Origin of the sequence: Arenibacter antarcticus (assembly GCF_041320605.1) — a bacterium.
Lineage (GTDB): Bacteria > Bacteroidota > Bacteroidia > Flavobacteriales > Flavobacteriaceae > Arenibacter > Arenibacter antarcticus.
The window spans coordinates 1,453,705-1,480,299 of record NZ_CP166679.1; the positions used below are offsets into that span (position 1 = coordinate 1,453,705).

Annotated in this window: 25 protein-coding genes; 18 read left to right on the top strand and 7 right to left on the bottom strand. The window is 39.7% G+C overall.

Annotated features, from left to right (window positions below):
* The first annotated feature begins 87 nt into the window (after positions 1-87).
* The 11 genes from atpB (at position 88) to KCTC52924_RS06060 (ending at position 10,981) form a co-directional block, all read left to right on the top strand.
* Positions 88-1,164 (top strand): F0F1 ATP synthase subunit A, encoded by a 1,077-nt coding sequence (gene atpB, locus KCTC52924_RS06010; RefSeq protein WP_251807547.1) that lies wholly within the window; start codon positions 88-90, stop codon positions 1,162-1,164.
* A gap of 32 nt (positions 1,165-1,196) precedes the next feature.
* The gene (atpE, locus tag KCTC52924_RS06015; protein WP_251807546.1) at positions 1,197-1,388 is read left to right on the top strand and encodes an ATP synthase F0 subunit C; all 192 of its coding nucleotides are present in this window, start codon (positions 1,197-1,199) and stop codon (positions 1,386-1,388) included.
* Positions 1,389-1,477: 89 nt separating this feature from the next.
* Entirely contained in the window at positions 1,478-1,978 is a 501-nt protein-coding gene (locus KCTC52924_RS06020; protein WP_251807545.1) for a F0F1 ATP synthase subunit B, read from the top strand.
* A gap of 9 nt (positions 1,979-1,987) precedes the next feature.
* Complete coding sequence (atpH, locus tag KCTC52924_RS06025) at positions 1,988-2,527, top strand: ATP synthase F1 subunit delta (protein WP_251807544.1); 540 nt, start codon at positions 1,988-1,990, stop codon at positions 2,525-2,527.
* A gap of 58 nt (positions 2,528-2,585) precedes the next feature.
* The gene (gene atpA / locus KCTC52924_RS06030) at positions 2,586-4,166 is read left to right on the top strand and encodes a F0F1 ATP synthase subunit alpha (protein ID WP_251807543.1); all 1,581 of its coding nucleotides are present in this window, start codon (positions 2,586-2,588) and stop codon (positions 4,164-4,166) included.
* Between the two features lie 170 nt (positions 4,167-4,336).
* On the top strand, positions 4,337-5,197 hold the full coding sequence (gene atpG / locus KCTC52924_RS06035) for an ATP synthase F1 subunit gamma (RefSeq protein ID WP_251807542.1): 861 nt from the start codon (positions 4,337-4,339) through the stop codon (positions 5,195-5,197).
* Between the two features lie 828 nt (positions 5,198-6,025).
* Complete coding sequence (locus tag KCTC52924_RS06040; protein WP_251807541.1) at positions 6,026-7,486, top strand: oligosaccharide flippase family protein; 1,461 nt, start codon at positions 6,026-6,028, stop codon at positions 7,484-7,486.
* A complete protein-coding gene (dut, locus tag KCTC52924_RS06045; RefSeq protein ID WP_251807540.1) occupies positions 7,483-7,917 on the top strand; it encodes a dUTP diphosphatase in 435 nt (144 codons plus the stop codon). The genes KCTC52924_RS06040 and dut overlap by 4 nt, the downstream gene beginning before the upstream one ends.
* Before the next feature lie 125 nt (positions 7,918-8,042).
* Entirely contained in the window at positions 8,043-8,945 is a 903-nt protein-coding gene (locus KCTC52924_RS06050; RefSeq protein ID WP_251807539.1) for a lipopolysaccharide assembly protein LapB, read from the top strand.
* 4 nt (positions 8,946-8,949) lie between these two features.
* Positions 8,950-9,747 (top strand): DUF4292 domain-containing protein, encoded by a 798-nt coding sequence (locus KCTC52924_RS06055; RefSeq protein WP_251807538.1) that lies wholly within the window; start codon positions 8,950-8,952, stop codon positions 9,745-9,747.
* Positions 9,737-10,981: a murein hydrolase activator EnvC gene (locus KCTC52924_RS06060; RefSeq protein ID WP_251807537.1), complete on the top strand. Its 1,245-nt coding sequence runs from the start codon at positions 9,737-9,739 to the stop codon at positions 10,979-10,981. The genes KCTC52924_RS06055 and KCTC52924_RS06060 overlap by 11 nt, the downstream gene beginning before the upstream one ends.
* A gap of 158 nt (positions 10,982-11,139) precedes the next feature.
* Here KCTC52924_RS06060 and KCTC52924_RS06065 read toward each other — a convergent pair whose 3' ends face one another.
* A complete protein-coding gene (locus tag KCTC52924_RS06065; protein ID WP_251807536.1) occupies positions 11,140-11,652 on the bottom strand; it encodes an acyl-CoA thioesterase in 513 nt (170 codons plus the stop codon).
* Between the two features lie 58 nt (positions 11,653-11,710).
* The gene (locus tag KCTC52924_RS06070; RefSeq protein ID WP_370671520.1) at positions 11,711-12,706 is read right to left on the bottom strand and encodes an SPOR domain-containing protein; all 996 of its coding nucleotides are present in this window, start codon (positions 12,704-12,706) and stop codon (positions 11,711-11,713) included.
* A gap of 56 nt (positions 12,707-12,762) precedes the next feature.
* Here KCTC52924_RS06070 and dprA point away from each other — a divergent pair, with 56 nt between their 5' ends.
* Positions 12,763-13,866, top strand: coding sequence for a DNA-processing protein DprA (dprA, locus tag KCTC52924_RS06075; RefSeq protein WP_251807534.1), 1,104 nt, complete (start codon positions 12,763-12,765; stop codon positions 13,864-13,866).
* Between the two features lie 241 nt (positions 13,867-14,107).
* Here the strand turns inward: dprA and trpS are convergent, their stop codons facing one another.
* Positions 14,108-15,076, bottom strand: coding sequence for a tryptophan--tRNA ligase (trpS, locus tag KCTC52924_RS06080; protein ID WP_251807533.1), 969 nt, complete (start codon positions 15,074-15,076; stop codon positions 14,108-14,110).
* A 72-nt stretch (positions 15,077-15,148) separates the two neighbouring features.
* On the opposite strand from trpS, the gene KCTC52924_RS06085 reads away from it, so the two are divergent.
* On the top strand, positions 15,149-15,892 hold the full coding sequence (locus KCTC52924_RS06085) for a 1-acyl-sn-glycerol-3-phosphate acyltransferase (RefSeq protein ID WP_251807532.1): 744 nt from the start codon (positions 15,149-15,151) through the stop codon (positions 15,890-15,892).
* 58 nt (positions 15,893-15,950) lie between these two features.
* On the opposite strand, the gene KCTC52924_RS06090 is transcribed toward KCTC52924_RS06085, so the two are convergent.
* The 4 genes from KCTC52924_RS06090 to recA all read right to left on the bottom strand — a co-directional run bounded on the left by KCTC52924_RS06090 (position 15,951) and on the right by recA (position 19,692).
* A complete protein-coding gene (locus KCTC52924_RS06090) occupies positions 15,951-17,450 on the bottom strand; it encodes an outer membrane beta-barrel protein (protein ID WP_251807531.1) in 1,500 nt (499 codons plus the stop codon).
* Positions 17,451-17,488: 38 nt separating this feature from the next.
* Positions 17,489-18,031, bottom strand: coding sequence for an RNA polymerase sigma factor (locus KCTC52924_RS06095; RefSeq protein ID WP_251807530.1), 543 nt, complete (start codon positions 18,029-18,031; stop codon positions 17,489-17,491).
* A 24-nt stretch (positions 18,032-18,055) separates the two neighbouring features.
* Positions 18,056-18,493: a hypothetical protein gene (locus KCTC52924_RS06100; protein ID WP_251807529.1), complete on the bottom strand. Its 438-nt coding sequence runs from the start codon at positions 18,491-18,493 to the stop codon at positions 18,056-18,058.
* A 191-nt stretch (positions 18,494-18,684) separates the two neighbouring features.
* A complete protein-coding gene (gene recA, locus KCTC52924_RS06105) occupies positions 18,685-19,692 on the bottom strand; it encodes a recombinase RecA (RefSeq protein ID WP_251807528.1) in 1,008 nt (335 codons plus the stop codon).
* 512 nt (positions 19,693-20,204) lie between these two features.
* On the opposite strand from recA, the gene KCTC52924_RS06110 reads away from it, so the two are divergent.
* The 5 genes from KCTC52924_RS06110 (at position 20,205) to KCTC52924_RS06130 (ending at position 26,201) form a co-directional block, all read left to right on the top strand.
* Positions 20,205-21,236: a rhodanese-related sulfurtransferase gene (locus tag KCTC52924_RS06110; RefSeq protein WP_251807527.1), complete on the top strand. Its 1,032-nt coding sequence runs from the start codon at positions 20,205-20,207 to the stop codon at positions 21,234-21,236.
* Between the two features lie 129 nt (positions 21,237-21,365).
* Entirely contained in the window at positions 21,366-22,541 is a 1,176-nt protein-coding gene (locus tag KCTC52924_RS06115) for a regulatory iron-sulfur-containing complex subunit RicT (RefSeq protein ID WP_251807526.1), read from the top strand.
* On the top strand, positions 22,534-23,019 hold the full coding sequence (locus KCTC52924_RS06120) for a gliding motility lipoprotein GldH (RefSeq protein WP_251807525.1): 486 nt from the start codon (positions 22,534-22,536) through the stop codon (positions 23,017-23,019). The genes KCTC52924_RS06115 and KCTC52924_RS06120 overlap by 8 nt, the downstream gene beginning before the upstream one ends.
* A 4-nt stretch (positions 23,020-23,023) precedes the next feature.
* A complete protein-coding gene (locus KCTC52924_RS06125; protein WP_251807524.1) occupies positions 23,024-25,366 on the top strand; it encodes a penicillin-binding protein 1A in 2,343 nt (780 codons plus the stop codon).
* 133 nt (positions 25,367-25,499) lie between these two features.
* On the top strand, positions 25,500-26,201 hold the full coding sequence (locus KCTC52924_RS06130) for a CoA transferase subunit A (protein WP_251807523.1): 702 nt from the start codon (positions 25,500-25,502) through the stop codon (positions 26,199-26,201).
* Positions 26,202-26,595 lie beyond the last annotated feature (394 nt).

Sequence of the window (26,595 nt, forward strand, 5' to 3'; positions counted from 1 at the left end):
TTTAAAATAAACCGTTTAATGCTTTTTTCTTTTTGAGATAAAAGCGTACATTTGCACGGATTTTTTGAGACCGATATTTAAAGCGATATGCAAAAACCTTTCTACGTTAAAATTCTTTTATTTGCCACACTCCTTCTGGGGATCAATGCTTTTGCACAAGAAAAGGACCAGGCGTCCGGAGATGAGCAAGAAAGTTTGAAATCTGAAATCAAGGAATTTATTGGTCATCACCTATTGGATTCTCACGATTTTACACTTTTCACAATCGATGAAGAAAATAATGAGCACGTCAGCTTTCCGTTGCCTGTAATTTTATGGGACAATGGGGTAAAGGTCTTTATGTCTTCAAAATTTGACCACGGGCAATCCGTTGCGGAAGTAGATGGGGAATATTACGCCCTATACCACGGAAAAATAGTCAAAACCGATGCAGAAGGGACTATTAATTACGATAATGAGGAGCATGCTACCAATGTAAAACCTTTGGATTTCTCTATCACCAAAAACGTGGTGTTTATAATTTTGGTATCCCTTATAATGATCTTCATGTTCGGAAGAATGGCGAAATCCTATAAAGGCACTATGATGCCAAAAGGTATGGGACGCTTTTTGGAGCCCATTATCCTTTACATTCGTGATGATATTGCTATTCCAAATATTGGTCAGAAACACTATAGAAGATACATGGGTTATTTGTTGACCGTATTTTTCTTTATCTGGATAATAAACCTTTTGGGATTATCACCATTAGGGGTAAACGTCACCAACAACATTGCTGTGACCCTTTGCTTGGCCTTTGTCACTTTTCTCATCACCACCTTTACAGCGAACAAAAACTATTGGAAACACATATTCTGGATGCCAGATGTACCCGTTTTCATGAAAGTAGTATTGGCTCCTATAGAATTATTAGGAACATTTATTAAGCCCTTTTCCCTAATGATTCGATTGTACGCGAATATTACGGCTGGGCATTTGATATTAATGAGTATCCTAGGAATGATGTTTATCTTTAAAAACTGGATGGGAAGTTCATTGTCCTTTGCTTTGGCAAGTGCACTCTCCTTCCTGGAATTATTGGTAGCCGCCTTACAGGCCTATATTTTCACTATGTTGTCTGCCTTATATTTTGGTTCAGCAGTAGAAGAGCATGATGATCACTAAAAGTAGAATGTTTAATAATTAATTATATATATATGGAAATTCCAACTATTGTAGGAGCAGGTTTAATTGTTATTGGTGCAGCTTATGGTATCGGTAAAATTGGTGGTTCTGCTATGGATGCCATCGCACGTCAGCCAGAGGCTTCTGGTAAGATTCAAACAGCAATGTTGATTGCTGCTGCTCTTATCGAAGGTATCGGTTTTGCTGCGCTTTTCGCATCCTAATCAAACAAAAGAAGAAACAGCTATGACGGTTGGTTATAGCTGTTCTTTTACCAATTAATCATTAAACGCATATATCATAATATTAAGACATGGAGAAATTAATAGAACAGTTTTCATTTGGATTGTTTTTTTGGCAATTGTTATTGCTGGTTATACTGTTGCTTGTTTTGCGCAAGTTTGCATGGGGACCAATACTTAATGCCGTTGAGGAAAGGGAATCTGGAATAAAAGACGCCTTAGAAGCAGCGGAAAATGCGAAAAAGGAAATGCAAAATGTTACTGCAGATAGCGAACGTCTATTGCAGGAAGCACGACTTGAACGCGAGGCCATGATCAAAGAGGCCCGTGAAATGAAAGAGAAAATCGTTGCAGACGCTAAGGGTATGGCCCAAGTAGAAGCCGATAATATGATAAAGCAGGCAAAAACTGCTATCGAGGGTGAAAAGAAAGCAGCCGTTGCCGAAATCAAGGATCAGGTAGCTATCCTCTCTGTAGAAATTGCTGAAAAAATCATTAAAGGACAATTTTCTGATAAGGACAAGCAGTTGAGGTTGGTAGAAGATATGATAGGGGATATCAAGCTAAACTAAGATTAAAAAATGAACGAATCTAGAGCAGCCGTACGTTACGCAAAGGCAATATTGGACATGGCAGTAGAGAATAAATCTACTGAGGGTGTGGAGAATGACATGCGTAAAATAGTGACCACTATTTCCGGAAGCCCGGAACTTCGCGATATGTTGGGAAGCCCAATCCTAAAAGGAGAATTAAAGAAAAACGCACTATCGGCTATTTTTGAAGGTAGCACTTCTGTAACGGAAGGACTGCTTACCGTTTTGGTAGATAACAAGCGAATCTCCATTTTGAACGATGTGGCTGAAAAATTCATCATTCTAAATGAAGCCAGAAAGGGTCAGGGAATTGCTATAGTTACCACCGCAGTCCCATTGACCGAAGAATTGGAGAAAAAAATATTAAGTAAGGTAGTTCAAATCACCGGCAACGAATCCACCATTGAAAATAAGGTGGATGAAAGCATTATAGGAGGTTTTATTTTACGCGTTGGGGATATGCAATACGATGCAAGCATCTCCAATAAGTTGGACAACCTAAAAAGAGAGTTTACGAATAGTCTATAAATAATTTCTTTGGGCGATGTTGGATTTCAATTTAGCTCTAATCTTATATCTATAACAAATGGCAGGAGTAAAAGCCGCTGAAGTATCAGCAATATTAAGGAAACAATTATCAGGGTTTGAAGCGTCAGCTTCGTTAAACGAAGTAGGTACCGTATTACAGGTTGGTGATGGTATTGCCAGAGTTTACGGATTATCCAACGTTCAATACGGGGAATTGGTTGAATTTGAAGGTGGACTTCAAGGTATCGTTCTTAACCTGGAAGAAGATAATGTTGGTGTGGTATTGTTGAGCCCCTCCAGAAATGTTAAGGAAGGTTCCGTTGTAAAACGTACGCAGACCATTGCCTCTATAAAAGTAGGTGAAGGAATTGTAGGCCGTGTGGTGGATACTTTAGGTAATCCGATAGACGGAAAGGGACCTATAACAGGTGAACTTTATGAATTGCCATTGGAGCGTAAGGCTCCCGGGGTAATTTTCCGTCAGCCGGTAACCGAACCATTACAGACTGGAATTAAGGCGATCGATGCCATGATCCCTATAGGTAGAGGTCAGAGGGAACTTGTTATTGGTGACCGACAGACTGGTAAGACTACCGTTTGTATAGATACCATTTTGAATCAAAAAGAATTTTACGATGCAGGAAAGCCTGTATATTGTATATATGTTGCTATTGGCCAAAAGGCTTCAACAGTAGCTCTTATTGCTAAAACTCTGGAAGAAAATGGAGCTTTGGCCTATACTACCATTGTAGCAGCTAACGCTTCCGACCCTGCTTCTATGCAGGTTTATGCTCCTTTTGCAGGTGCAGCAATCGGGGAGTTTTTTAGGGATACCGGTAGACCAGCCTTGATCATTTATGATGATCTATCAAAACAAGCAGTTGCCTATCGTGAGATTTCCCTATTGTTAAGACGCCCACCGGGACGTGAGGCTTATCCTGGGGATGTATTCTTCCTTCATTCAAGATTATTGGAACGTGCAGCCAAAGTTATTGCCGATGATACCATTGCAAAAAACATGAACGACTTGCCAGAGGCATTAAAACCAATGGTAAAAGGTGGTGGATCTTTAACGGCCCTACCAATTATTGAAACTCAAGCAGGTGACGTTTCCGCATATATCCCAACCAACGTAATTTCTATTACGGATGGTCAGATATTCTTGACACAAGATTTATTTAACCAAGGAGTTCGTCCTGCGATCAACGTAGGTATCTCGGTTTCTCGTGTTGGAGGTAATGCCCAGATAAAATCGATGAAGAAGGTAGCAGGAACCCTGAAGTTGGATCAAGCACAATTCCGTGAATTGGAAGCTTTTGCCAAGTTCGGTTCAGATTTGGATGCAGCTACTTTGAATGTGATTGAGAAAGGACGTAGAAACGTGGAAATCCTTAAGCAAGCACAGAATGATCCATTCACCGTGGAAGATCAGGTTGCCATTATCTACGCCGGTTCAAAAAACTTGTTAAGAAATGTTCCTGTAGAGAAGGTAAAAGAATTTGAAAAGGACTATATCGAGTTCTTGAACGCAAAACATCGCCCAATCTTAGACCAACTAAAAGCTGGTAAACTAACCGATGAAGTGATAGATGTTTTGAGCAAGGTTGCCAAAGATTTATCGGCGAAATATAACGCCTAGTATTACAATATAAGGTATCCAATATCTAGTTATAAGTATAAAATGTGTAATGATAATTAGAAAGGCACCCATTGGTAACGTGCACTATACCATAAGCGAAAAGTAAATGGTAGCGCCAATCCAATTGTAAATGCTTTCAACTAAAAACTCATTACTCAATACCAAAAAAGATGGCCAATTTAAAAGAAATACGGAATAGAATTACCTCGGTATCCTCGACCATGCAGATTACTAGTGCCATGAAAATGGTATCTGCCGCAAAGTTGAAGAAAGCCCAGGATGCTATTACCGCTATGCGCCCCTATTCCGATAAATTATCGGAGCTTTTACAGGGTCTTAGCGCAAGTTTGGAAGGTGATTCCGGAAGTATCTATTCCGTTGATCGTGAAGTGAACAAAGTCCTTATCGTTGCAATCACCTCCAACCGAGGTTTGTGCGGGGCCTTCAACACTAATATCATCAAGCACAGTAACTATTTGGCCAATAACACCTATGCTGGTAAAGAAGTAGATATCATGGCCATCGGCAAAAAGGCTAATGACACCCTACGAAAAAAAAGGAACATAGTGGCAAACCATAGTGCAGTCTATGAAAATTTAACTTTTGATAATGTTGCCGTTATTGCTGAGGAGTTAATGGAATTGTTTTCCAAGGGCACCTACGACAGGATTGATATTGTTTACAATAAATTCAAGAATGCCGCGACTCAAATTGTGACAACTGAACAGTTTTTACCAATTGTTCCTATGGAGGGAGAAGCAAATGAATCTGCAGATTATATTTTTGAACCCTCCAAAGTGGAAATTGTAGCACAATTGATACCGAAATCCCTAAAGACACAATTGTACAAGGGAATTCGTGATTCATTTGCCAGTGAGCACGGGGCACGTATGACCGCAATGCACAAGGCTACAGATAACGCAACCGACCTTAGGGATCAGTTGAAATTAACATACAACAAAGCAAGGCAGGCCTCCATTACCGGTGAAATCTTAGAAATTGTTGGTGGAGCGGAAGCGCTGAACAATTAGGCGTAGCGGTAGCGAAGCCAAATTCAAAACAAGCGGAAGCGCTGAACAATTAGGCGTAGCGGTAGCGAAGCCAAATTCAAAACAAGCACAAGCGCTGAACAATTAGACGGAGTCAAATTTTCAGCATTGCGGAAGCGCTGAACAATTAGGCGTAGCGGTAGCGAAGCCAAATTCAAAACAAGCGGAAGCGTTGAACAATTAGGCGTAGCAGTAGCGAAGCCAAATTCAAAACAAGCACAAGTGTTGAACAATTAGACAGAGTCAAATTTTCAGCATTGCGGAAGCGCTGAACAATTAGGCGTAGCGGTAGCGAAGCCAAATTCAAAACAAGCACAAGTGTTGAACAATTAGACGGAGTCAAATTTTCAGCATTGCGGAAGCGTTGAACAATTAGGCGTAGCAGTAGCGAAGCCAAATTCAAAACAAGCACAAGTGTTGAACAATTAGACGGAGTCAAATTTTCAGCATTGCGGAAGCGTTGAACAATTAGGCGTAGCGGTAGCGAAGCCAAATTCAAAATAAGCAAAAACGTTGAACAATTAGACGTAGCGGTTGCGAAGCCAAATTCAAAACAAGCACAAGTGTTGAACGACTAATGATACCAAAGTCTGTTTTCAAACTTTGAATGAATACCTATAAGCCCTACAGCATTGTGGGGCTTTTTTTATGTGTTTCGGTAGCTTATAACGGAGTAAAGCCATTAATTCTAATCTCTGCTATTGGGAAATACAATAATTGCCTTAAATGTTAATCCCTTCCCAAACGTATTTAACTAACTTTGCACTCAGTGATTAAATATCTATTTTTAAAGCTAATTCATAGATTTCTTTGAGTCAGATAAAAAAACTATTCAAGCAGACCTTTATCTATGGCTTGGCAACAGTGTTGCCAAGAATGCTTTCATTTCTTTTATTGCCTCTGTACACCGAAGTCTTGGAAACTGCTGGCTTTGGGGAAGTAAGCATCATTTTCGCATGGTTCGCCATTTTTAATGTCCTTTTGGCATACGGCATGGAAACCGCCTTCTTTAGATTCTACAACAATGCAGAAGACCGTAATAAGGTAGTGACTACTTCCTTGATTTCCATTGGAATATCCACGCTAACCTTTGTTGTTCTCGCCCTTCTCTTTAAGGATTCTATTGCCAATTTCACCAATATAGAAGCCAAATACATAAACTACGCCATTTATATTTTGGCATTGGATGCACTTGTCATTATACCTTTTGCTTGGCTTAGGGCCAATGAAAAACCGTTGCGCTACGCTTTAATCAAAATATTAAACATTTCCATAAATTTTGGACTTAACCTATTCTTCCTAATTATTTTACCCAACTGGGTCGGAGACCACCCCAACTCGGTATTGTCTGGCTTATATAAACCCAATTTTGAGATCTCCTATATCTTTATCTCTAATCTAATTGCGAGTGCCACTACCCTACTGTTTATGTTGCGCTTATACCTCAGGCGTCCTTACGTTTTTGATAAGCAATTATGGTTTAAAATGATGAATTATGGCCTTCCAGTCTTGGTAGCAGGAATTGCCTTTACCATTAACGAGGTCTTTGATAAAATTCTGCTTTCATACCTCTTGCCAGAAGCCATTGCTGAAAGCGAAATTGGAAAATATTCGGCCTGTTATAAATTAGCCATGTTTATGACCTTATTTGCTACCGCCTTTAGAATTGGTATAGAACCCTTCTTCTTTAGTCACTCCTCCTCCAAAAACCCACAAAAAGCTTATGCGTTAATCACCAATTATTTTGTGATTTTAGGAAGTATCATATTGTTAGGAGTAGTCGTATTTGCCGACCTGCTTAAGGTGATTTTAGTGAGGGACGAATCCTATTGGGAGGCAATGTCCATTGTGCCTTTAATTGTACTGGCAAGTTTTTGTCTGGGTATCTACCACAACCTATCGGTATGGTATAAAGTTACGGATAGGACAAAATTTGGCGCTTATATTTCAATTGTAGGGGCGCTATTGACAATTGCTATCAATTTCGCCTTCATACCATCAATGGGATATAAGGCGTCCGCAGTAGCTACCTTAGTAGCTTATGCCACCATGATGCTGTTATCCTATTATTTTGGCAGAAAATACTACCCAATCCCCTATAACCTCAGAAAGATCACTTTTTACCTAGGAATATCCATCCTCTTTTCTATATTATCCTTCTATGTATTTAATCGCAATTTAATCATAGGAGGTATATTTTTCGCAGTATTTTTGGCTATGGCATACAAGCTTGAAAACGATACACTAAAACAAATATTTATAAAAAAATGACCATAAACATCATTAATAAATCGGCTCACGAATTACCCAGTTATGAAACCATTGCCTCGGCAGGTATGGATTTAAGGGCCAATCTAAACGAACCTATTACTTTAAAGTCCATGGAACGTGCCATTGTAAAAACAGGGCTTTTTATAGAGCTTCCAATCGGCGTTGAAGCACAGGTAAGGCCAAGAAGTGGCTTGGCCGCCAAAAAGGGCATAACGGTACTTAATGCGCCCGGAACAATAGATGCGGACTACAGGGGAGAGATTGGCGTGATTCTTGTAAATCTTTCCAATGAAACATTCACTGTTGAAAATGGGGAACGCATAGCACAATTGGTAATCGCCAAGCACGAACGGGCCCAATGGTGTACGGTAGAAGTGCTTTCTGAAACTTCACGTGGGGAAGGCGGATTTGGGAGTACAGGCGTAAAATAATCGGAAAGAGCACCTTGTCCAATAGAAGGGTTTAATTTTGAAATGGAAACATTTGAAAGGCTGTATTTAATGTATCGATAGCTAAGGTATTGATGGGTAAGAAGGTTAACATACTTATTCTTGTTATGGGGTTATTCTTAATCCCATTGCCCCACTATGCACAGGAAGATAAAATTGAAGAGGAAGAAAGTGCAGAAGTTTTTTTGGAGGAGTATTCCGATGCATTTCAAGAGAAATTCTTTGAGGCCCTAAAACAAAAGGGTATTGAGAACTATGACAAAGCCATTAACCTCTTGTTGGAATGTAAACAATTTGAGGGGAACAATTCTGCGGTGGACTACGAGCTTGCAAAAGCCTATTTAGTTACCAAGAACTATATTTTAGCACAAGAATACGCCCTTTTATCCCTCGCATCAAGACCAGAAGACTATTGGGTACTGAATACAACATTGACCATCATGGGACAGCTAGGAATGGGATTGGAAGACATAAAACAGCAGTTACCCATTAAGAATACCGAATTAAGGAAAAATCTAGTACGCATCTATTATAAACAGCAAAACTACGAAGCGGCTACAAACATACTGAACGGTATGCAAAAATCGGACTTTTCAAGGGAACTGACTTCTAAAATTGAAGATTCCGTCCGCAGAATGCAAGTCGTTTCCGCTAAAAAATTGCCAGAAACGGATAAAAAAAACATAGCTGAAAGTCCCCTAGAAAATTACCTAAAACTAATTTCTGAATTAATGGTTAACGATAATTTTAGGGAGGTGGAAACACAAAGCTTGGAAGCCATGGAGAATTTCCCGACCCAACCCTATTTTTATTACAGCTATGGCTTGGCGCTTATTGAAGGTGGAAAATATAAAGAAGCACTGACCATCCTAGAATTGGGGCTAGATTTTATATTGGATGATGAAGGACTGGCAAATAAAATGTATAAGGAATTGGCAAATGCCCACACGGCCTTGGGAAATTCTTCCAAGGCAAATATGTATCTTAGTAAAATAAAACCTGGGTTATAAGTCTATGGGAAATCGAAAAATAAAACTTCAAAATTGGGCTGTAGTCGTAGTGATGATAACACTACTCTTTTCATGTAAATCTACCAGCCTCGTAACCAATGGAGTAATAGATGAAAATATAAGCGCTAGGTCTGTAATAAGAAACCATTATTACAGCCAGCTGAATTTTAAGACCCTTAGCGGGAGAATGAAAATAGACTATTCTGATGGAAGTTCCTCTCAAAGCGTCAATGTTTCCTTTAGGATGGAAAAGGACAAGGCAGTATGGCTAAGTGCTCCTTTGGGAATCGTAAAGGCTTATATCACTCCAAAAAGGGTTACATTTTACAATAAATTAGACAACGAATATTTTGACGGCGATTTTTCTTATCTAAGCCAACTCTTGGGAACGGAGCTCGACTTTGAGAAGGTGCAAAACTTACTTTTAGGCGAAGCGCTCTTTGACCTTAGGGATGGGAAATACACCGTGGATATTTCCAATAACAACTATCAACTTAAGCCTAAAAAATCTGAAGACCTGTTTAAAACCCTTTTTCAGATAGAACCCTCAAATTTCCGTATGGCAACCCAGCAGCTATCCCAACCCTGGAAAAACAGGATGCTGGAGATCAATTATAAAAACTATCAAAAAGTCAGCAGTTGGATTCTGCCAAACAAAATTGAAATTCTAACCCAAGATAGGGAGCATACAAACAATATTGAAATAGAATACAGAAATATGGAGTTTAATAGAGCCTTAAATTTCCCTTATAACATACCAAATGGTTTTAAAGAAATTGCATTAAAAGAATATGAAAAGTAAACGTTCGTATTCAGTTTATATAGTGTTTTTTATTTGCTTCCTTGGAAGCACAGGGATATTTGCGCAAACAAATGAGCAAAAGGCCTTGGAAACAAAGAGAGAACAATTAGAACAGGAAATCAAGGAAATTAACCGCTTGTTGTTCGCCGAAAAAAAAGAGCGGGGCACTGTACTAGATCAAATGGAAGCCATGGACCAGAAAATAAATGTGCGCCAACAATTAATTCGGGTAACCAATCAACAATCCAACCTCTTAAATAGACAAATTAACACCAACATTAGAAATATTGGGAAATTGCGAGATGATCTGGCGCTTCTAAAAGAGGAATACGGGAATATGATCCTAAAGTCTTATCAGAACAAATCACAACAGAGCAGGCTCATGTTTCTATTGTCTGCCGACAATTTCTTTCAGGCCTTTAAACGGTTCCAGTATATGAAGCAGTATACCCAATACCGACAGGAACAAGGGGAACAAATTCTAGTAAAGACCAACGAACTCACCAATTTAAACAAGGAACTTTCCACACAACGAAAGGAAAAAGACCGACTGGTGGCCGAGAATACTTTGGTAAAAAACCAACTGTACAAGGAAATACAGTCGCAAAAAGAACTCCTGAAGACCATTAGGCGTAACGAAAGTAAATACGCTTCTCAAATCAACAAAAAACAGCAAGAGGCCAAGCGTATTGATGCACAGATTGAACGATTGATTCGCAGCGCAATCGCGGCTTCCAATAAGGAAGTTGGCAAAAAAACCAATACCAAAGCAGTGAGCAGTAGTACATTTGTGCTTACGCCGGAAGCGACCATAGTGGCCAATAATTTCTCTGCCAATAAGGGGAAATTAATATGGCCAGTAGAAAAAGGGATTAAAAGACAGGGTTTTGGAATTTACAATGACGCCGTATACCCAGGAATAAAACATCAGAGCAATGGGGTTATCATTGCTACCGATGAAGGATCCCAAGCACGATCTATTTTTGAGGGGGAGGTCATCGCGATCCTATCAGTCCCCGGAGGCAATAAAGGGGTACAGATAAAACACGGAAACTACATTAGCACCTATTACAACCTTTCCAAAGTAAGCGTAAAAAAAGGAGATAAGGTAAGCATAAAGTCCAATTTAGGCGAGATATATACCAGTAAGACCGATGGCAGTACACGATTAAAATTCTATTTGTATAGGGATACTACAAGGCTCAATCCAGAAGATTGGATTTACCGCCTTTAATGCCTCAGAACAGGAAAGATTATCACCTCCAATTCTAAAAGCTAATTTACCACTGTACCATGAAAGGGAGATACGCTATTTACAATTGCAAGATACTGTTGGGAAGAAGCATATAAAGCAAGATTTTGAACCAGATCCAGCAAGCTTGGAATCCTATATTAATCCATAAAAATAGCGCGCAATTCCGTAGCTTCTTTGGGTTTCATTTTTCCCGCCAAGACCAAACTCAATTGTTTTCTTCGAAGGGCCGCTTCAAAACGTTCCTTTTCCAATGGGGTCTCTGGGGTAAGTTCTGGGACCTTAATGGGTTTACCACTTTCATCAACCGCAACAAAGGTGTAGATCGCCTCGTTTACCTTAGATCTCTCACCGCTAAAGCGGTCTTCCATCCACACATCAATGTAAATCTCCATAGAGGTGTTAAACGCTCTTGAAACAGCTGCTTCCACCGTTACAACACTCCCAACGGGAACCGCTTGGTTAAATGCCACATGATTAACCGAGGCTGTGACCGTAACCCTTCTACTATGTCGCCTTGCAGCAATACTCGCAGCACGGTCCATACGGGCCAAAAGCTCTCCTCCAAACAAATTGTTCAAGGGGTTTGTTTCACTTGGCAATACCAAATCGGTCATTAATGTCCGGGATTCACTGGGCGTTTTGGGCTGCATAAAAATTATTTTGCCCAAAGATACGTTGCTAATAAGTGATTGTAAAATAGAAATTCAATTATTTCACCGACCGCATCCAAGCTTCCGAAGATTCGGAAAGTTTTATAGTGCGCAGTTGTTGCAAAGCCTCGTCAGCATCATCATAACAACCGTAGGCAACCATATGCAGGCCATAATCGTTTTCTCCTATATACGAAGAATCATACCCCTTTTCCTTAAGCTGGTCCACTTTCTTCTCCGCATTTTCCTTAATTCTAAAGGCACCGGCGATAATCTGGTGAGCACCACGTTTTTTTGGCGTACTAATATTTAGGGATATAACTGGCAATTCTAAGGGAGCCGTATTGAAGAAAGTAGCTTCCTGAATGTTTTTGGACACCTGTTGTTGGGCCTCCTGACGTACCAATTGTTGGTTATTCAAATTTTCATTGTACAAACGATAACCTGTAAAGCTAGTAGCTACCGCCAACAATATTACTGCAGCGTATTTTAAATAAGGCCTAATACCTGATTCTTTACGCGCTTCGGGAGTAATAATGAAAGGGATTTTTTCTTCTAGCTCTAAAATTTCTTCTTTCAAAACTTCCCTCGTAATAGGGGAAGCTACAAAAGAGGACAGTCCAAAAGATGAAGTAAGGTAATTGACCTCATTGGAAGGTTGGAACTGTGTTTTCCCTTCTTTGTTGAGCCATAATTGGCCTAGATTGGGAAAGCCAAGTTTCTCCCCCGCTTCTAAGCGTTGTCTCCACTGTTGTGAAACAAGAGCGATCTTTTTCTGCATGTCCTCGTAGGACATTTTTTCCACGTCGGCCATATAAGATACTAAAAGGCCATCATTAGAAGTAAGCTGCTCATTAAAAGATACAGTTTTGGTAGGTGGCAAAAATGTGTTGTTACTTTCATTGATGACCGCCGATCTTACCTGGGTTAAAAAGGCACCAAATTCTGGTACCATAACACAATTATATCTATAAAGTAGCTCCGCTATGTAATGCTCAGTTCCCATAAGAACAAAGATTGTAAATTTTATACAAGTTAAAAACCCTTCGGCCATCTTTTTATTAACATAATAATTTATGTATTTTGTAAACAATTAAGCTAGCGGTATAAATGTCTAAAGATGAAATAATTGCCTATTTAAGGCTACAGAGCGTTCCTAATATTGGTGATATTACCGCCAAGAAATTAATAGCCCACTGTGGTGGAGCAGAAGCCATTTTCTCGTGCAAAATGGATTCCCTTTTAAAAATTGATGGTATTGGCCGGTTTACCCTAAAGGGATTAAAGGACACACAGCATCTAGAAGCAGCGGAGGAAGAGTATAGCTATATTAAAGAAAATGAAATTCAGCTCTACAGTTATACAGACCCCAATTATCCTACTTACTTAAAACATTGTATAGATGGACCGATCCTGCTTTTTGGAAGTGGTAAGATCGATCTAAACAACCAAAGGATTATCAGTGTAGTGGGAACTAGGAATATTACTAGTTATGGCACCGCTTTCTGTGAGGAATTAATAGATACATTGGCACCACTAGATCCTATAATTGTTAGTGGTTTTGCATATGGAGTGGATATCTGCGTACAAAAATCCGCAATAAAAAACGGCCTACAGACTATTGGCTGCTTGGCTCACGGATTAAATCAAATCTACCCTAAGCAGCATAAGCGATTTATAGTGGATGTAGAAAAAAGAGGTGGTTTTTTTACGGAATTTTGGAGTACCTCAGAACCGGAAAGGGAAAATTTTTTAAAGCGAAATCGGATAATTGCAGGCATGAGCGAAGCCACCATAGTGGTAGAATCGGCAGAAAAAGGAGGCAGTTTAGTCACCGCCGATATTGCCAACAGCTACAGTCGAGATGTTTTTGCAGTTCCCGGCAGGGTACAGGACCGATATAGTACGGGCTGCAACAACCTAATTAAACAACAAAAGGCACAAATGTTAACCTCAGCTGCCGATCTGATCTATATGCTGGGTTGGGAATTGGAGGAAAAACAAACCAAGACCGTGCAAAAACAATTGTTCGTAGAATTGGACGAAACGGAAAAAGACATCTACACCTATCTTCAAACAGGGGGAAAACAAATGCTAGACAGCATAGCTTTGGACTGTAAACTTCCAATATATAAGGTGTCTTCTACCTTGCTTAACATGGAAATGAAAGGAGTAATAAGGCCCCTACCTGGAAAATTATTTGAAGCAATTTAAAATACTACTACCTTACTTTGACCACTAATTAGTACTCCATTGAGAACCTATCCCTCTTTTGTCTTGACAAATTATTATTCCTACCAGATTTCCGACCAATAGGTTTGTATAGTACATTTTCAGACCCAGATAAATACAATTCTCGACCTTACAGCGGGAATAACTGCTAATTAATGATGTGGCATATATTAAAATTGACCTTCGCAAAAACAACAAAAGACCAAACGGTCTTTTGTCTTTCCTAATACCCAACTTTTTTTCTTACCCGATCCAAAACCTCATCGGCCACAATTTTGGCCTTTTCCGCCCCCAAAGCCAAGGCTGCATCCAATTCGTCTAGGTGGGTCATATAGTAATCGAACTTTTCTCGGGCCTCCCCAAATCGATCTATCACCACTTCGTACAAGGCTTGCTTGGCATGACCGTATCCATAATTCCCCCTGAGGTAATTCTCGCGCATTTCCGCAACCTGACTTTCTGAAGCCAGAATTTTATACAAAGCAAAAACGTTATCCGTCTCTGGATCTTTAGGGTCTTCCATAGGAGTACTGTCCGTTTGTATTCCCATTATCTGTTTTCTCAATTGCTTATCGGTTTGAAAAAGACTGATAAGATTGCCCTTGCTTTTACTCATCTTATCCCCATCCGTTCCAGGAATGTACATGGTGTCTTCCTGCACCTTGCCATTTGGTAACACGAAGGTTTCCCCCAACTGCGCATGAAATCTCGAGGCTACATCGCGGGCCATTTCCAAATGTTGCATCTGGTCCTTGCCTACGGGCACTATTTCCGCATCATAAAGCAGAATATCCGCTGCCATTAACATGGGATAAAAAAACAGTCCAGCGTTAATGTCATCCAGTCTATCGGCCTTGTCCTTAAATGAATGGGCGAGGGTAAGTCGCTGATATGGAAAAAAACAACTTAGGTACCACGCCAGTTCCGCAGTTTGTGGAATATCGCTTTGACGATAAAATACCGTTTTATTTATATCCAAGCCAAAAGCAAGCCAAGTAGCGGCAACGGCATAGGTGTTGTTTCGCAATTCTTCACCGTTTTTGATCTGGGTAAGCGAGTGCATATCGGCAATAAAAAGAAAAGATTCGTTTTCGGGATCGTTGGCCATTTTTATGGCAGGGATAATTGCCCCCAATATATTTCCCAAGTGTGGGGTTCCCGTACTTTGTATTCCTGTTAATATTCGTGCCATTAGATTGTTTTCAAAGAAGACAAAGGTAAAAGAATTCCTAAATAGGAACTTAAAATTATTACTTTTGATTTCATGATTTCAATCCTAAGAAAAATAGGTCAAACATTATATCGTGTTTGGTTTTATATTTTGGTTGCACTCCCCATTTTGGTCATGTTTCCTTTTTTGTTGTTGTTTACCTTCTCAGAAAAAACTTATTCCCAGTTCTTTTGGGTGGCCCGTAATATTTGGGCAAATTGTATTATTTATGGGATGGGATGGTATCCACAGATAAAAAAAGAGCAGCAGTTGGTAAAAGGGGAAAGTTATATGTTAGTAGCCAACCACACTAGCATGTTAGACATTATGTTGATGTTAAAAGTGAGTAAAAATCCCTTTGTTTTTATCGGAAAGAAGGAACTTGTAAAAATCCCACTCTTTGGATTTTTCTACAAACGAGTTTGCATTTTGGTCGACCGAGAAAGTACAAAGAGCAGAAGTGCCGTTTACAGAAGGGCACAAAGAAGATTAAGTCAAGGACTCAGTATCTGTATTTTCCCCGAAGGAGGAGTGCCAGACGAGGAGGTGTTTTTAGACGATTTTAAGGAAGGTGCCTTTAAAATGGCCATAGCACATAAAATACCCATTGTTCCCATTACTTTTTGCGACAATAAAAAACGATTTTCTTTTACCTTCTTTAGCGGGGGACCAGGAAAAATAAGGGCTAGGGTGCATCGCTTTTTTGATACCGCCCAACTTAATGAAGAAGATAAAAACGGACTTAAAGAAAAGATAAGGTCGGTTATCCTAGAAGAACTGAAAGCTAATTGCCCTTAATGCATAGGTAAAACAATCCCTTCACAGATTTCCACAAAATTTTAAGGCCTCCAATGCCTTAAAACTTAAAGCTAAAACCGCTATAAACCCCTAAGGAATAGGGATCAAAATTTCCCGAAGTATCATTAAATGTATTTAAGTGGTACTTAAATACTGGCTCAATGTTTAGTTTCAATTTGGTGTTAAACTTATAATTAAGCCCCAATCCTATATTGGTACTGAAATTTACAGAATTTATATTATTGGCCTCTCCCAGTTCCGTTGTTTGTCCACTAGACTGCAAAACCACTACATTATCCGTCAGGAAAAGTGAACTTAATCCACCTATCAAGTTTACCCCAAATTTACTATCCAATATGGCGTAATTCATCTCTAGGGGAACTTCTAGATATCCAATTTGCTGCCCCATTGTCCCCATACGAGCAGGACTCTTACCAGTAAAATCTAGAGCAACCGGCATATCCGACTGTGGAGCCCCCAACGGCCTCCTAGTTTCCCTAAGTACAATGGACTGTGCAGTATTAGTGTAATTAATATTCTTTAGCTGAGCTTGGGCAGGGGCGTTAAAAGAAGAAGAAAAAGACACATCATTGGTATTATAACCAAAGTCCACCTTATGAATCCCAGAACGTATGCTAACTTTTTTAGAAACCTCATAAGCCACATTCACCCCATAGCTGAGCGTAACATTTCCAGTTTTGGAATTGGATGCCAAAATAGAATTAATGGGAGACCCCCCACCAATACCATTAAAATAAACTGGAGCTACACTTGGCCCAGCAGACCATTTTCCACCTTTTACTTCTGCAACTTTAATGGTTTCTTCCTCTCTTTCAATTTCGTCAAATATAGATTTTTTCTTAGGGTCTATTGGTTGTACAGGAGCCTCTATAGCTACAGGCAATTGATCTTGCCCACTCTTGTGGGGAGTATCGCCATCTGCTAATTTTTTATCGTCAGAAACCTGAAAAGCATTTGAAGTTTTTAGCACATCGCCTTTCGCATCCTGTTTATTACCAAGAGCTGGATTTTCCTTCAACTTTTGACCATTATCTTTTTTAGCCGCGTTATCCGCTACGCCCATTTCTTTAGCGTCTACGATGGTTGAGGTTTTGTCGGTTTTACTCTTATCGATGGTCGATGCTGCGACCCCACCATTGGTACTTGACTTTATGTAATTATTTGTTTTAGCTACAACACTCCCCTTGGATTCTTTCCATTCTTTTTCCCCCGTAGTAGTTACAGAAGTCGCCTCCTTAATGGTATTGTTCAGGATATCGTTAGTTATGTTGTTGGCGTCCTCATCTGCGCTCTTATTCTCTACATCCGTAAGTATTGGGTATACGGTATTGGTACTGGAAAATGGATTTACGGCAAAGAACAATATTGCCAGTACGGCAGCAACTCCACCAAGTTTCCACCATAGAGGAATAACTCGTCGAGATCGATGCTTTTTATCCAAAGACGCCTCTATGGAGCGCCAAACATCTTTGTCTGGCAGTTCCTGGAAGTCGGTCAGCTTCTCTTGGAATAGTTTGTCTATTTTATCTTCATTCATGTGTTGTACGCTTAAGCCAATAGCGCCATATACAGGGTTTATCCCTCCATATGGATCTTGGCTTTGTTGGTTTCGATTTTTTCTTTTAATATGTTTCTGGCCCTGGCAAGGTTGGATTTAGAAGTTCCCAGAGAGGTTCCCAGCATTTCACTTATTTCCTTATGACTGTAACCGTCCAACACATATAAATTAAATGTCAGTCGATATTTATTTGGGAGTTCCTGAATATACCCCAATAAGGTTTGAAGGTCTAGATCCATAGATCCCGTTTCCTCTACACTCTCCTCCTCTATATTCTCGGACACCAACGATAATCGTTCTTCCTTTCTATATTTCTGTAGCACCGTATTTATGGTGATACGCTTTATCCAACCTTCAAAGGAACCTTGATGCTTAAATTGATCGATTTTACTAAAAATCGTCATAAAACTATCGTGTAAGCTGTCCTCGGCCTCCGTTTTATTGCGAGAATATTTGAGACAAACACCAAACAGTATCCGAGAATAATCTCGGTATAGCTGCTCTTGCGCTTGTCTTTTCCCTTTTTTGCAATTATTAATGAGCTCAATTAGATTACTCAAAATATAGTTTAGGTTAAGCTATTTCTATTCTCCGTCCGTATTGCCCGAATTTACAGGTACCGTAAACTCCAGATAAACAGGATCTCCGTTTTCATCTTCTCCAGTCCAAAATTTAAACAAATAGGGCTGATTATACAATACCTCAAAGTTAAAAGATGCTGGGACTTCCTCCAGTTTTTCGGTGCATTCCGAATCTTTATCTTCAATTACCGACCCAATAGCTACTACGTTTCGAGTGGTGATTTCTTCCTTAACTACATCAAAACCTTCGAAGAAGGTACAATTGTTAGGCCTAAGATAGTTGACTTTTATCTTATAGACGCTACCGTAATCGAATGATTCGGGCATTTCTACTGATTTAATCTGTAAGGCTTCAAAATGGTAGTTTACCCCATCATCTACAGAGCAAGATGACAATACCGAAAAAGCGGTAACAACCAGCAAAAAGAGTTTTCTTTTCATGTTATTTAAGTTTAGAATCATCAAGGGAAACAGATGGCTACTATAAATCGATATAAATATAATAGGTATCTAAAAAATAATAAACCTTCCGCTTCACAACGATTGCTTTTTGCTATTAGATGTAGAATGAATTTAAAGGTTGCGTACGGGGAAAAAAAAATCCCGATTAAATCGGGATTTAGTATTTGTAATTATGCTTTTACTGCTTTAATAGCTTCAATAATCTTACCTTCAAGCTCATCCAACAGTTCCGGATTGTCTAACAGTAGACCTTTTACGGCATCCCTACCTTGCCCTAGTTTGGTATCTCCATAACTAAACCAAGAACCACTTTTCTTAATGATCTCAAATTCGACCCCTAAATCGATTATCTCTCCTACTTTAGATATCCCTTCGCCGTACATAATGTCGAACTCGGCAGTCCTAAATGGAGGGGCCACCTTATTCTTAACCACTTTTACCCTTGTTTTATTTCCTTGTACACCTCCATCGGTATCCTTTATCTGGGTAGACCTTCTAATGTCTAAACGTACGGATGCGTAGAATTTAAGAGCATTACCCCCAGTAGTAGTTTCGGGGTTACCGAACATTACTCCAATTTTCTCCCGCAACTGGTTGATGAAAATAACGGTACAATTAGTTTTGCTTATAGATCCTGTTAATTTTCTTAGGGCTTGTGACATCAATCGGGCATGAAGTCCCATCTTTGAGTCTCCCATTTCTCCCTCTATCTCACTTTTTGGCGTCAATGCCGCTACGGAGTCGATCACCACAATATCGATCGCGCCTGATCTAATAAGATTATCGGCTATTTCCAAAGCTTGCTCCCCATGGTCTGGTTGGGAAATGATTAGATTGTCTATATCTACCCCTAGTTTTTGGGCATAAAATCGATCAAAGGCATGCTCCGCATCTATAAAAGCGGCAATTCCTCCATTTTTTTGCGCTTCTGCCATAGCATGAAGCGTAAGAGTGGTCTTACCAGAAGATTCAGGTCCGTATATTTCAATAACCCTTCCACGTGGATAACCGCCAACACCTAAGGCAATATTCAACCCCAATGACCCGGAAGATATTACCTCAACATCCTGAGCTACGCTATCCCCCATCTTCATTACGGCCCCTTTACCATAGGTTTTATCCAATTTGTCTAGGGTAAGTTTTAATGCTTTTAATTTTGCTTCTTTTTCAGAACTCATTTTCATATCGTATTAGGGTTGCTAAAATACCAATTCTTTTTGCATAATACCACCTAAAAAGCGGATTTTATAAACCACATCAACTAGCAAATGGACACCCGTATTTATCCGATGAAACTTAACTTCACAATACAAATAGAAACTGATCGCAGCGTATAATTCCTGAATAAGAATGCTGGTTTTAAGTAGTTTACATATAAAAAAGCGATTATTCTTTAATGGCAACGCAACCTTTTTGGAATTGCGACATCTAAGGAACAACTAACTCAAATTAGGTTGCTTATTGTTTTTGGTAGAACAATAAGGGTTGTGGGTCAATATTGTACACTAAGTCTATGAAAAAGAGTAATAGTATTGACCATAAAAAGGGATCTTGAATTATCAAGGTCCCTTTTTTATACCCCTAACCTTACCTCCATTTCTTAAAAATGGCCAAATAGTTTTTAAACCCGCCTTGGAAATCTTAATTTTACACTTTTAATAATTACGTTAACTTAAACTATTAGTATAGCATGCAACTGTACAATACCTTAAGTGCAAAGGAAAGAGAAGCTCTTATAGAGGAGGCTGGTCAAGATAGGCTGACTATTTCTTTCTACAAATATGCACGTATTGGCAATCCGTCAATTTTTCGAAATCATTTATTTATCCATTGGAACGAACTAGATGTTTTGGGCCGTATTTATGTCGCCCATGAGGGGATAAATGCCCAATTATCTGTGCCTGCAGAGAACTTTGAAGCCTTTAAGGCCCATTTGGACAGCATTGTATTTTTAGAGAATGTCCGCTTAAACATCGCCATTGAACAAGACAATAAATCCTTCCTTAAGCTTAAGGTGAAGGTGAGAGATAAAATTTTGGCCGATGGCCTAAACGATGCCACATTTGATGTCACCAACAAAGGCATCCATGTAAACGCCGAAGAGTTCAACGCTCTCATTGAAGATCCGAATACGGTTTTGGTAGACATGCGAAACCATTACGAGAGTGAAATTGGTCATTTTAAAAATGCTGTAACACCCGATGTGGATACTTTTCGGGATTCTCTGGATATAATAGAGCGGGATCTTGCCGACCTCAAGGAGGATAAAAAATTGGTGATGTACTGCACCGGGGGAATCCGATGCGAAAAGGCCAGTGCCTACTACAAGCACAAGGGCTTTAAACAGGTGTACCAACTAGAAGGCGGCATCATAGAATATACACGTCAGGTAAACGACCAAAACATAGAAAATAAGTTCTTGGGAAAGAATTTTGTATTTGACCACCGCCGGGGGGAACGTATCACGGACCATGTTATCTCCAATTGTCATCAATGTGGAAACCCATGCGACGTACATGTAAACTGCGCCAATGAGGCCTGTCACTTACTTTTTATCCAGTGCGATTCCTGTGCAACGACTATGAATAGTTGTTGTTCCACTGATTGTAAAGAGGTACATAACCTACCCTTTGAGGAGCAGAAAAAACTAAGGAAAGGTCTAGTGGTCAGTAATAAAATCTTTAAAAAAGGAAGATCGGAAGTGCTTAAATTTAAAAAGTAAAATACTATTTTTATCCATCTGCTCTCTTTCTTTTCATCGCTTAAAAAAAACACTATCTTTACGATTAATAAAATTATGAACCTTTTTCGGTGAAAATATTACGTTTTCTATCGAATCAACATATAAAATATGGGTTGTAGCAGTTGTTCAACCGGTAAGGACGGACAGCCAAAAGGATGCAAGAACAATGGGACTTGCGGTACTGACGGCTGTAATAAATTGACGGTATTTGATTGGCTTTCCAATATGTCGCTCCCAAATGGGGAAAAACCATTTGATTGCGTGGAAATTCGTTTTAAAAATAGTAGAAAAGAATTCTTTCGAAATTCTGAAAATCTTTCACTTTCCATCGGAGATATTGTAGCCACCCAGGCAACATCCGGTCACGATGTGGGTATGGTTACTCTCACCGGGGAATTGGTGCGGGTACAGATGAAAAAGAAAAAAGAAGATTACTCTAACCTCGAACTTCCCAAAATTTACCGAAAAGCATCCCAAAAGGATATCGATATTTGGCAGAAATGTAGGGACAGAGAAGAAGAGATAAAAAAGAGGGCCAGAGAAATTGCCATCATCCTAAAACTTCAGATGAAAATTTCTGATGTGGAATTTCAAGGGGACGGCTCCAAAGCTACTTTTTATTATACCGCTGAAGATCGGATAGATTTTAGACAGCTGATCAAGGATATGGCCAAAGCTTTTGGAATCAGAATTGAGATGAGACAGATTGGATACAGGCAAGAAGCCCAACGCTTAGGCGGAATTGGATCTTGTGGTAGGGAACTGTGCTGCTCCACCTGGTTAACAGATTTCAGATCCGTTAGCACCTCGGCCGCACGTTACCAACAGCTTTCGTTAAATCCACAAAAATTAGCGGGACAATGTGGGAAACTAAAATGCTGTCTTAATTATGAACTGGACGTCTACCTAGACGCCTTAAAGGACTTTCCGGGTCAGGAAACGAAGCTTTTCACAGAAAAAGGAGTAGCCTTCTGCCAAAAAGTAGATATTTTTAAAGCCTCTCTTTGGTTTTCCTATAGGGATGAACCAGCCAATTGGCACATACTTTCCAAGGAACAGGTCAATGAAATCCTAGAAAAGAACAAGAAAAAGGAGAAAGTGGCCAGTTTGGAAGAATATGCCGTGGAAAATGTAGTGGAAGCTGAAAAGGTATTCGAAAATGCTGTAGGACAGGATAGCCTTACCCGATTTGATGCTCCCAAAAGAAAGAAAAACAATAGAAACAATAAAAACAACAATAGAAAAAAGTCCAACTACAAGAAAAAACCTACCAATAATGCTTAGAGGTTTGGCTTCACTGTTCATGATCGTGCTATTAGCGTCCTGTGATGGACAAACAATTAGGTCTGTCTATTACCCAACAGATAACGGGACCTGGCATAAGGATAGTGTTATGCAATTTAACTTTTCCGATCTCGATACGGTGCACCCTTTTAATCTATTTATCAATATAAGGAACGACCAAACCTATCCCTACAGCAACTTGTTCCTAATTGCCGAACTGCAATCCCCCAATGGGGATCAGATAAGAGATACCATTGAGTATGAAATGGCCCTACCCAATGGCCAATGGTTAGGCAGTGGGAATGGCAGTTTAAAAGAAAATAAATTGTGGTATAAGGAAAACATCGTTTTCCCGTCTTCTGGCGAATATACCTTAAAAGTGTCACAGGCCATGCGAAAAAATGGCCAAGTGGATGGCATCATGGAGTTGGAAGGCATTACCGATGTAGGCTACCAAATAGAAAAAATAAATCCTTAAGCCTATGGCAACCGCTAAGAAAAAAACGAAAAAGAAAGGCCCCAGTTTTATGAAATTTATTAAATGGTTCTGGATACTGTTCCTCACAGGCATCCTATCCGTAGTTCTTATCTTCCTATTAGTATCCTTGGGAACTTTTGGCCCCATGCCAGATTACGAACGGTTAGAGAACCCCCAAACCAATTTGGCCAGTGAAATAATTTCTTCCGATGGAGCAACCCTAGGGAAGTTTTACCTAGATGACAACAGAACGGATGTTGAATATAAAGACCTGCCTAAAACTTTGGTACAAGCATTGATAGCAACAGAGGATGCGCGCTATAATTCTCACTCGGGTATAGATGCACGAGGCACTATAAGAGCCTTTATTTTTTTAGGGACAAAAGGTGGGGCAAGTACTATTTCACAACAATTGGCTAGACAGCTGTTTGTTGGGGTCCGCTCTAAGAATTTATACGAAACCATTACCCAAAAATTAAAAGAATGGGTGCTGGCCATAAGATTGGAGCGTAGTTATACCAAGGAGGAAATTATTAAAATGTACCTCAATATTTATGATTTCAACTATAATGCCGACGGAATTAGATCGGCGTCTAGGATTTATTTTGGAAAGGAGCCCAACAATTTAAAAATAGAAGAATCCGCTGTATTGGTAGGCATGCTAAAAAATTCGTCCTATTACAACCCAATCCGAAGGGAAGAATTGGTATTTAATAGAAGGAATACCGTATTAGGGCAAATGGCCAAATACAATTTCATTACCGAAAAGGAAAAAGATTCGCTACAGGGCCTAAAAATGAATATTAATTTTAGTCCAGAATCCCATAGGGAAGGGATAGCTACTTATTTTAGGATGTACCTTCAAGGATTTATGGGCAAATGGATACAAAATAATCCAAAACCTGCTATAAAAGGGGAACGTGATAAATGGAATATCTATTTGGACGGACTCCGAATCTACACTACCATAGATTCTAGAATGCAAAAGAATGCAGAGGATGCCGTTTCCGAGCACATGACTCGCTTGCAAGCAGAATTCTTCCATCAAAACACACCGGATAGGAATAAGACCGCACCATTTATTGAAGAATTTCCAGGAGAAATAGATCGTATCATGGAACGTGGCATGAAAATCTCCGATCGTTGGCGAATTATGAAGGCTGATGGGAAATCGGAAAAGGAGATCAGAGCGTCTTTTAATAAACCAACCGAAATGACCGTTTTTGATTGGAAAACTGAGACCAAAGACAGGGACACCATCATGACCCCGATGGATTCCATTCGCTATTACAAATCTTTCCTCAGAGCCGCCATGATGTCTATGGAGCCTCAAACTGGCCACGTGAAGGCATGGGTAGGCGGACTTAATTACAAACATTTTCAGTACGATAATGTATATCAGGGAGCAAGACAGGTGGGTTCTACGTTTAAACCCTTTGTGTACGCTGCAGCTATAGACCAATTACGACTTTCTCCCTGCGACGCACTCTATGACAATCAATACTGTATTGAAGCCAATAAGCACGGAAACCCAGAACCTTGGTGCCCCAAAAACTCGGATGGCAAGTATTCCGGGGAAATGATAACCCTTAAAAATGCGTTGGCCAATTCCGTTAATACTATTACCGCCCAGCTCATCGATAGGGTTGGACCAAAAGCGGTGATAGAAATTGCCAAGAACCTAGGAATATCAGGAGACATTCCTCCCGTTCCTTCAATTGCCTTAGGAAGTGCGGATCTAAACGTTTACGAGATGGTTGGGGCCTATGGGGCCTTTGCCAATCAGGGTGTTTATGTGAAACCAGTTATGGTAACCAGAATAGAAGACAAGAACGGAACCGTCTTGTACGAATACGTGCCAGAGACCAAGGATGTGCTTAGCAAGGATGTTGCTTATGCCATGGTAGACCTACTGTCTGGCGTTACACAAGGTGGATCTGGGACAAGACTTAGGACCAAGGGTGCGGAAAAATGGAGTAAGGTATATCAAGAAATTATAACCGGATATCCCTACGAATTTAAAAATCCCATTGCTGGTAAAACGGGAACTACACAGAACCAGAGCGATGGTTGGTTTATGGGAATGGTGCCCAATTTGGTGACCGGTGTCTGGGTAGGCGGAGAAGATAGGGCAACCCATTTTAGATCCATTACCTATGGACAAGGAGCTTCTATGGCCTTGCCAATTTGGGGACTATACATGCAAAAGAATTATAAGAACAAGGAATTAGGAGTTTCTGAAGGAGACTTTGAAAAGCCTGAGAATTCATCCATCAATGTAGATTGCAACAAAACTGCAGAAGAAAAAGAGAATGATATAGATACCGAAGACGATTTGGATTTCTAAATAAAGCAACAACATCTTTTACCGAATATGCCCTAGCTTTTTACTTAAAGTTAAGGGCATTTTTCGTTTAAATCGTGTATTTTAGAGTCTTAGGATCGCAGTTATTAAAGTACACTTTAAAATACGAATAGAAATGATACGGAAAACAGTTGCCAATGTGGAAGAAGCATTAAAAGGAATCCAAGATGGGATGACATTGATGCTCGGTGGTTTTGGATTGTGCGGTATCCCAGAAAATACCATAACAGAATTGGTCCGGACAGGGATAAAAGATTTAACCTGTATTTCCAATAATGCCGGAGTGGATGATTTTGGACTGGGGTTGTTGTTGTACAAAAATCAGATTAAAAAAATGATCTCCTCCTATGTAGGAGAGAACGACGAATTTGAAAGGCAAATGCTCAGCGGGGAATTAGAAGTAGAACTAACCCCACAGGGAACCTTAGCCGAAAAATGCAGGGCAGCCCAAGCGGGATTCCCAGCTTTTTATACCCCCGCAGGTTACGGCACCGAAGTAGCCGAAGGCAAAGAAACTAGAGCGTTTAATGGGAAAATGTATGTGCTGGAAGAAGCCTTTAAGGCCGATTTTGCCTTTGTAAAAGCCTGGAAGGGAGATGAGGCCGGGAACCTTATTTTCAAGGGAACCGCCCGCAATTTTAATCCCGCTATGTGCGGAGCTGCCAGAATTACCGTGGCTGAAGTAGAAGAATTGGTTCCTGCAGGGGAATTGGACCCCAACCAAATTCATGTCCCAGGCATCTTTGTACAACGCATCTTTCAAGGCACAAATTATGAGAAAAGAATAGAACAATTGACGGTGAGGAAGCGCAGTTAATGTGTAAATGTATCAATGGAATTAATGTAGCAATTGATAAATGTAATATTTGGGCTAATGTGATAATGAAACAATGCAGAAATGTAATAATTAGGTTAAGGTGTAAATGTACCAATGAAATTAATCTACCAATGCGAAAATGGAATATGGTACCAATGTGAAAATAAAGCAATGGGTTAATGCAATAATAGGTGTTAATGTATCAATTGGCATATAATTCAAAAAGTAATTATAGGTTACGTTTATTGATATAATAGTTAGAAAAAGAATACCAAAATGCAAAAATCGGAAATTGTAGTAGTTAAAAAGTCTGTTGATTTTGGTCTTGTGATTATTGAGTTTTGTGAACTATTGGAAGATAAAGGAAAGTACATCATCGCATAACAATTATTAA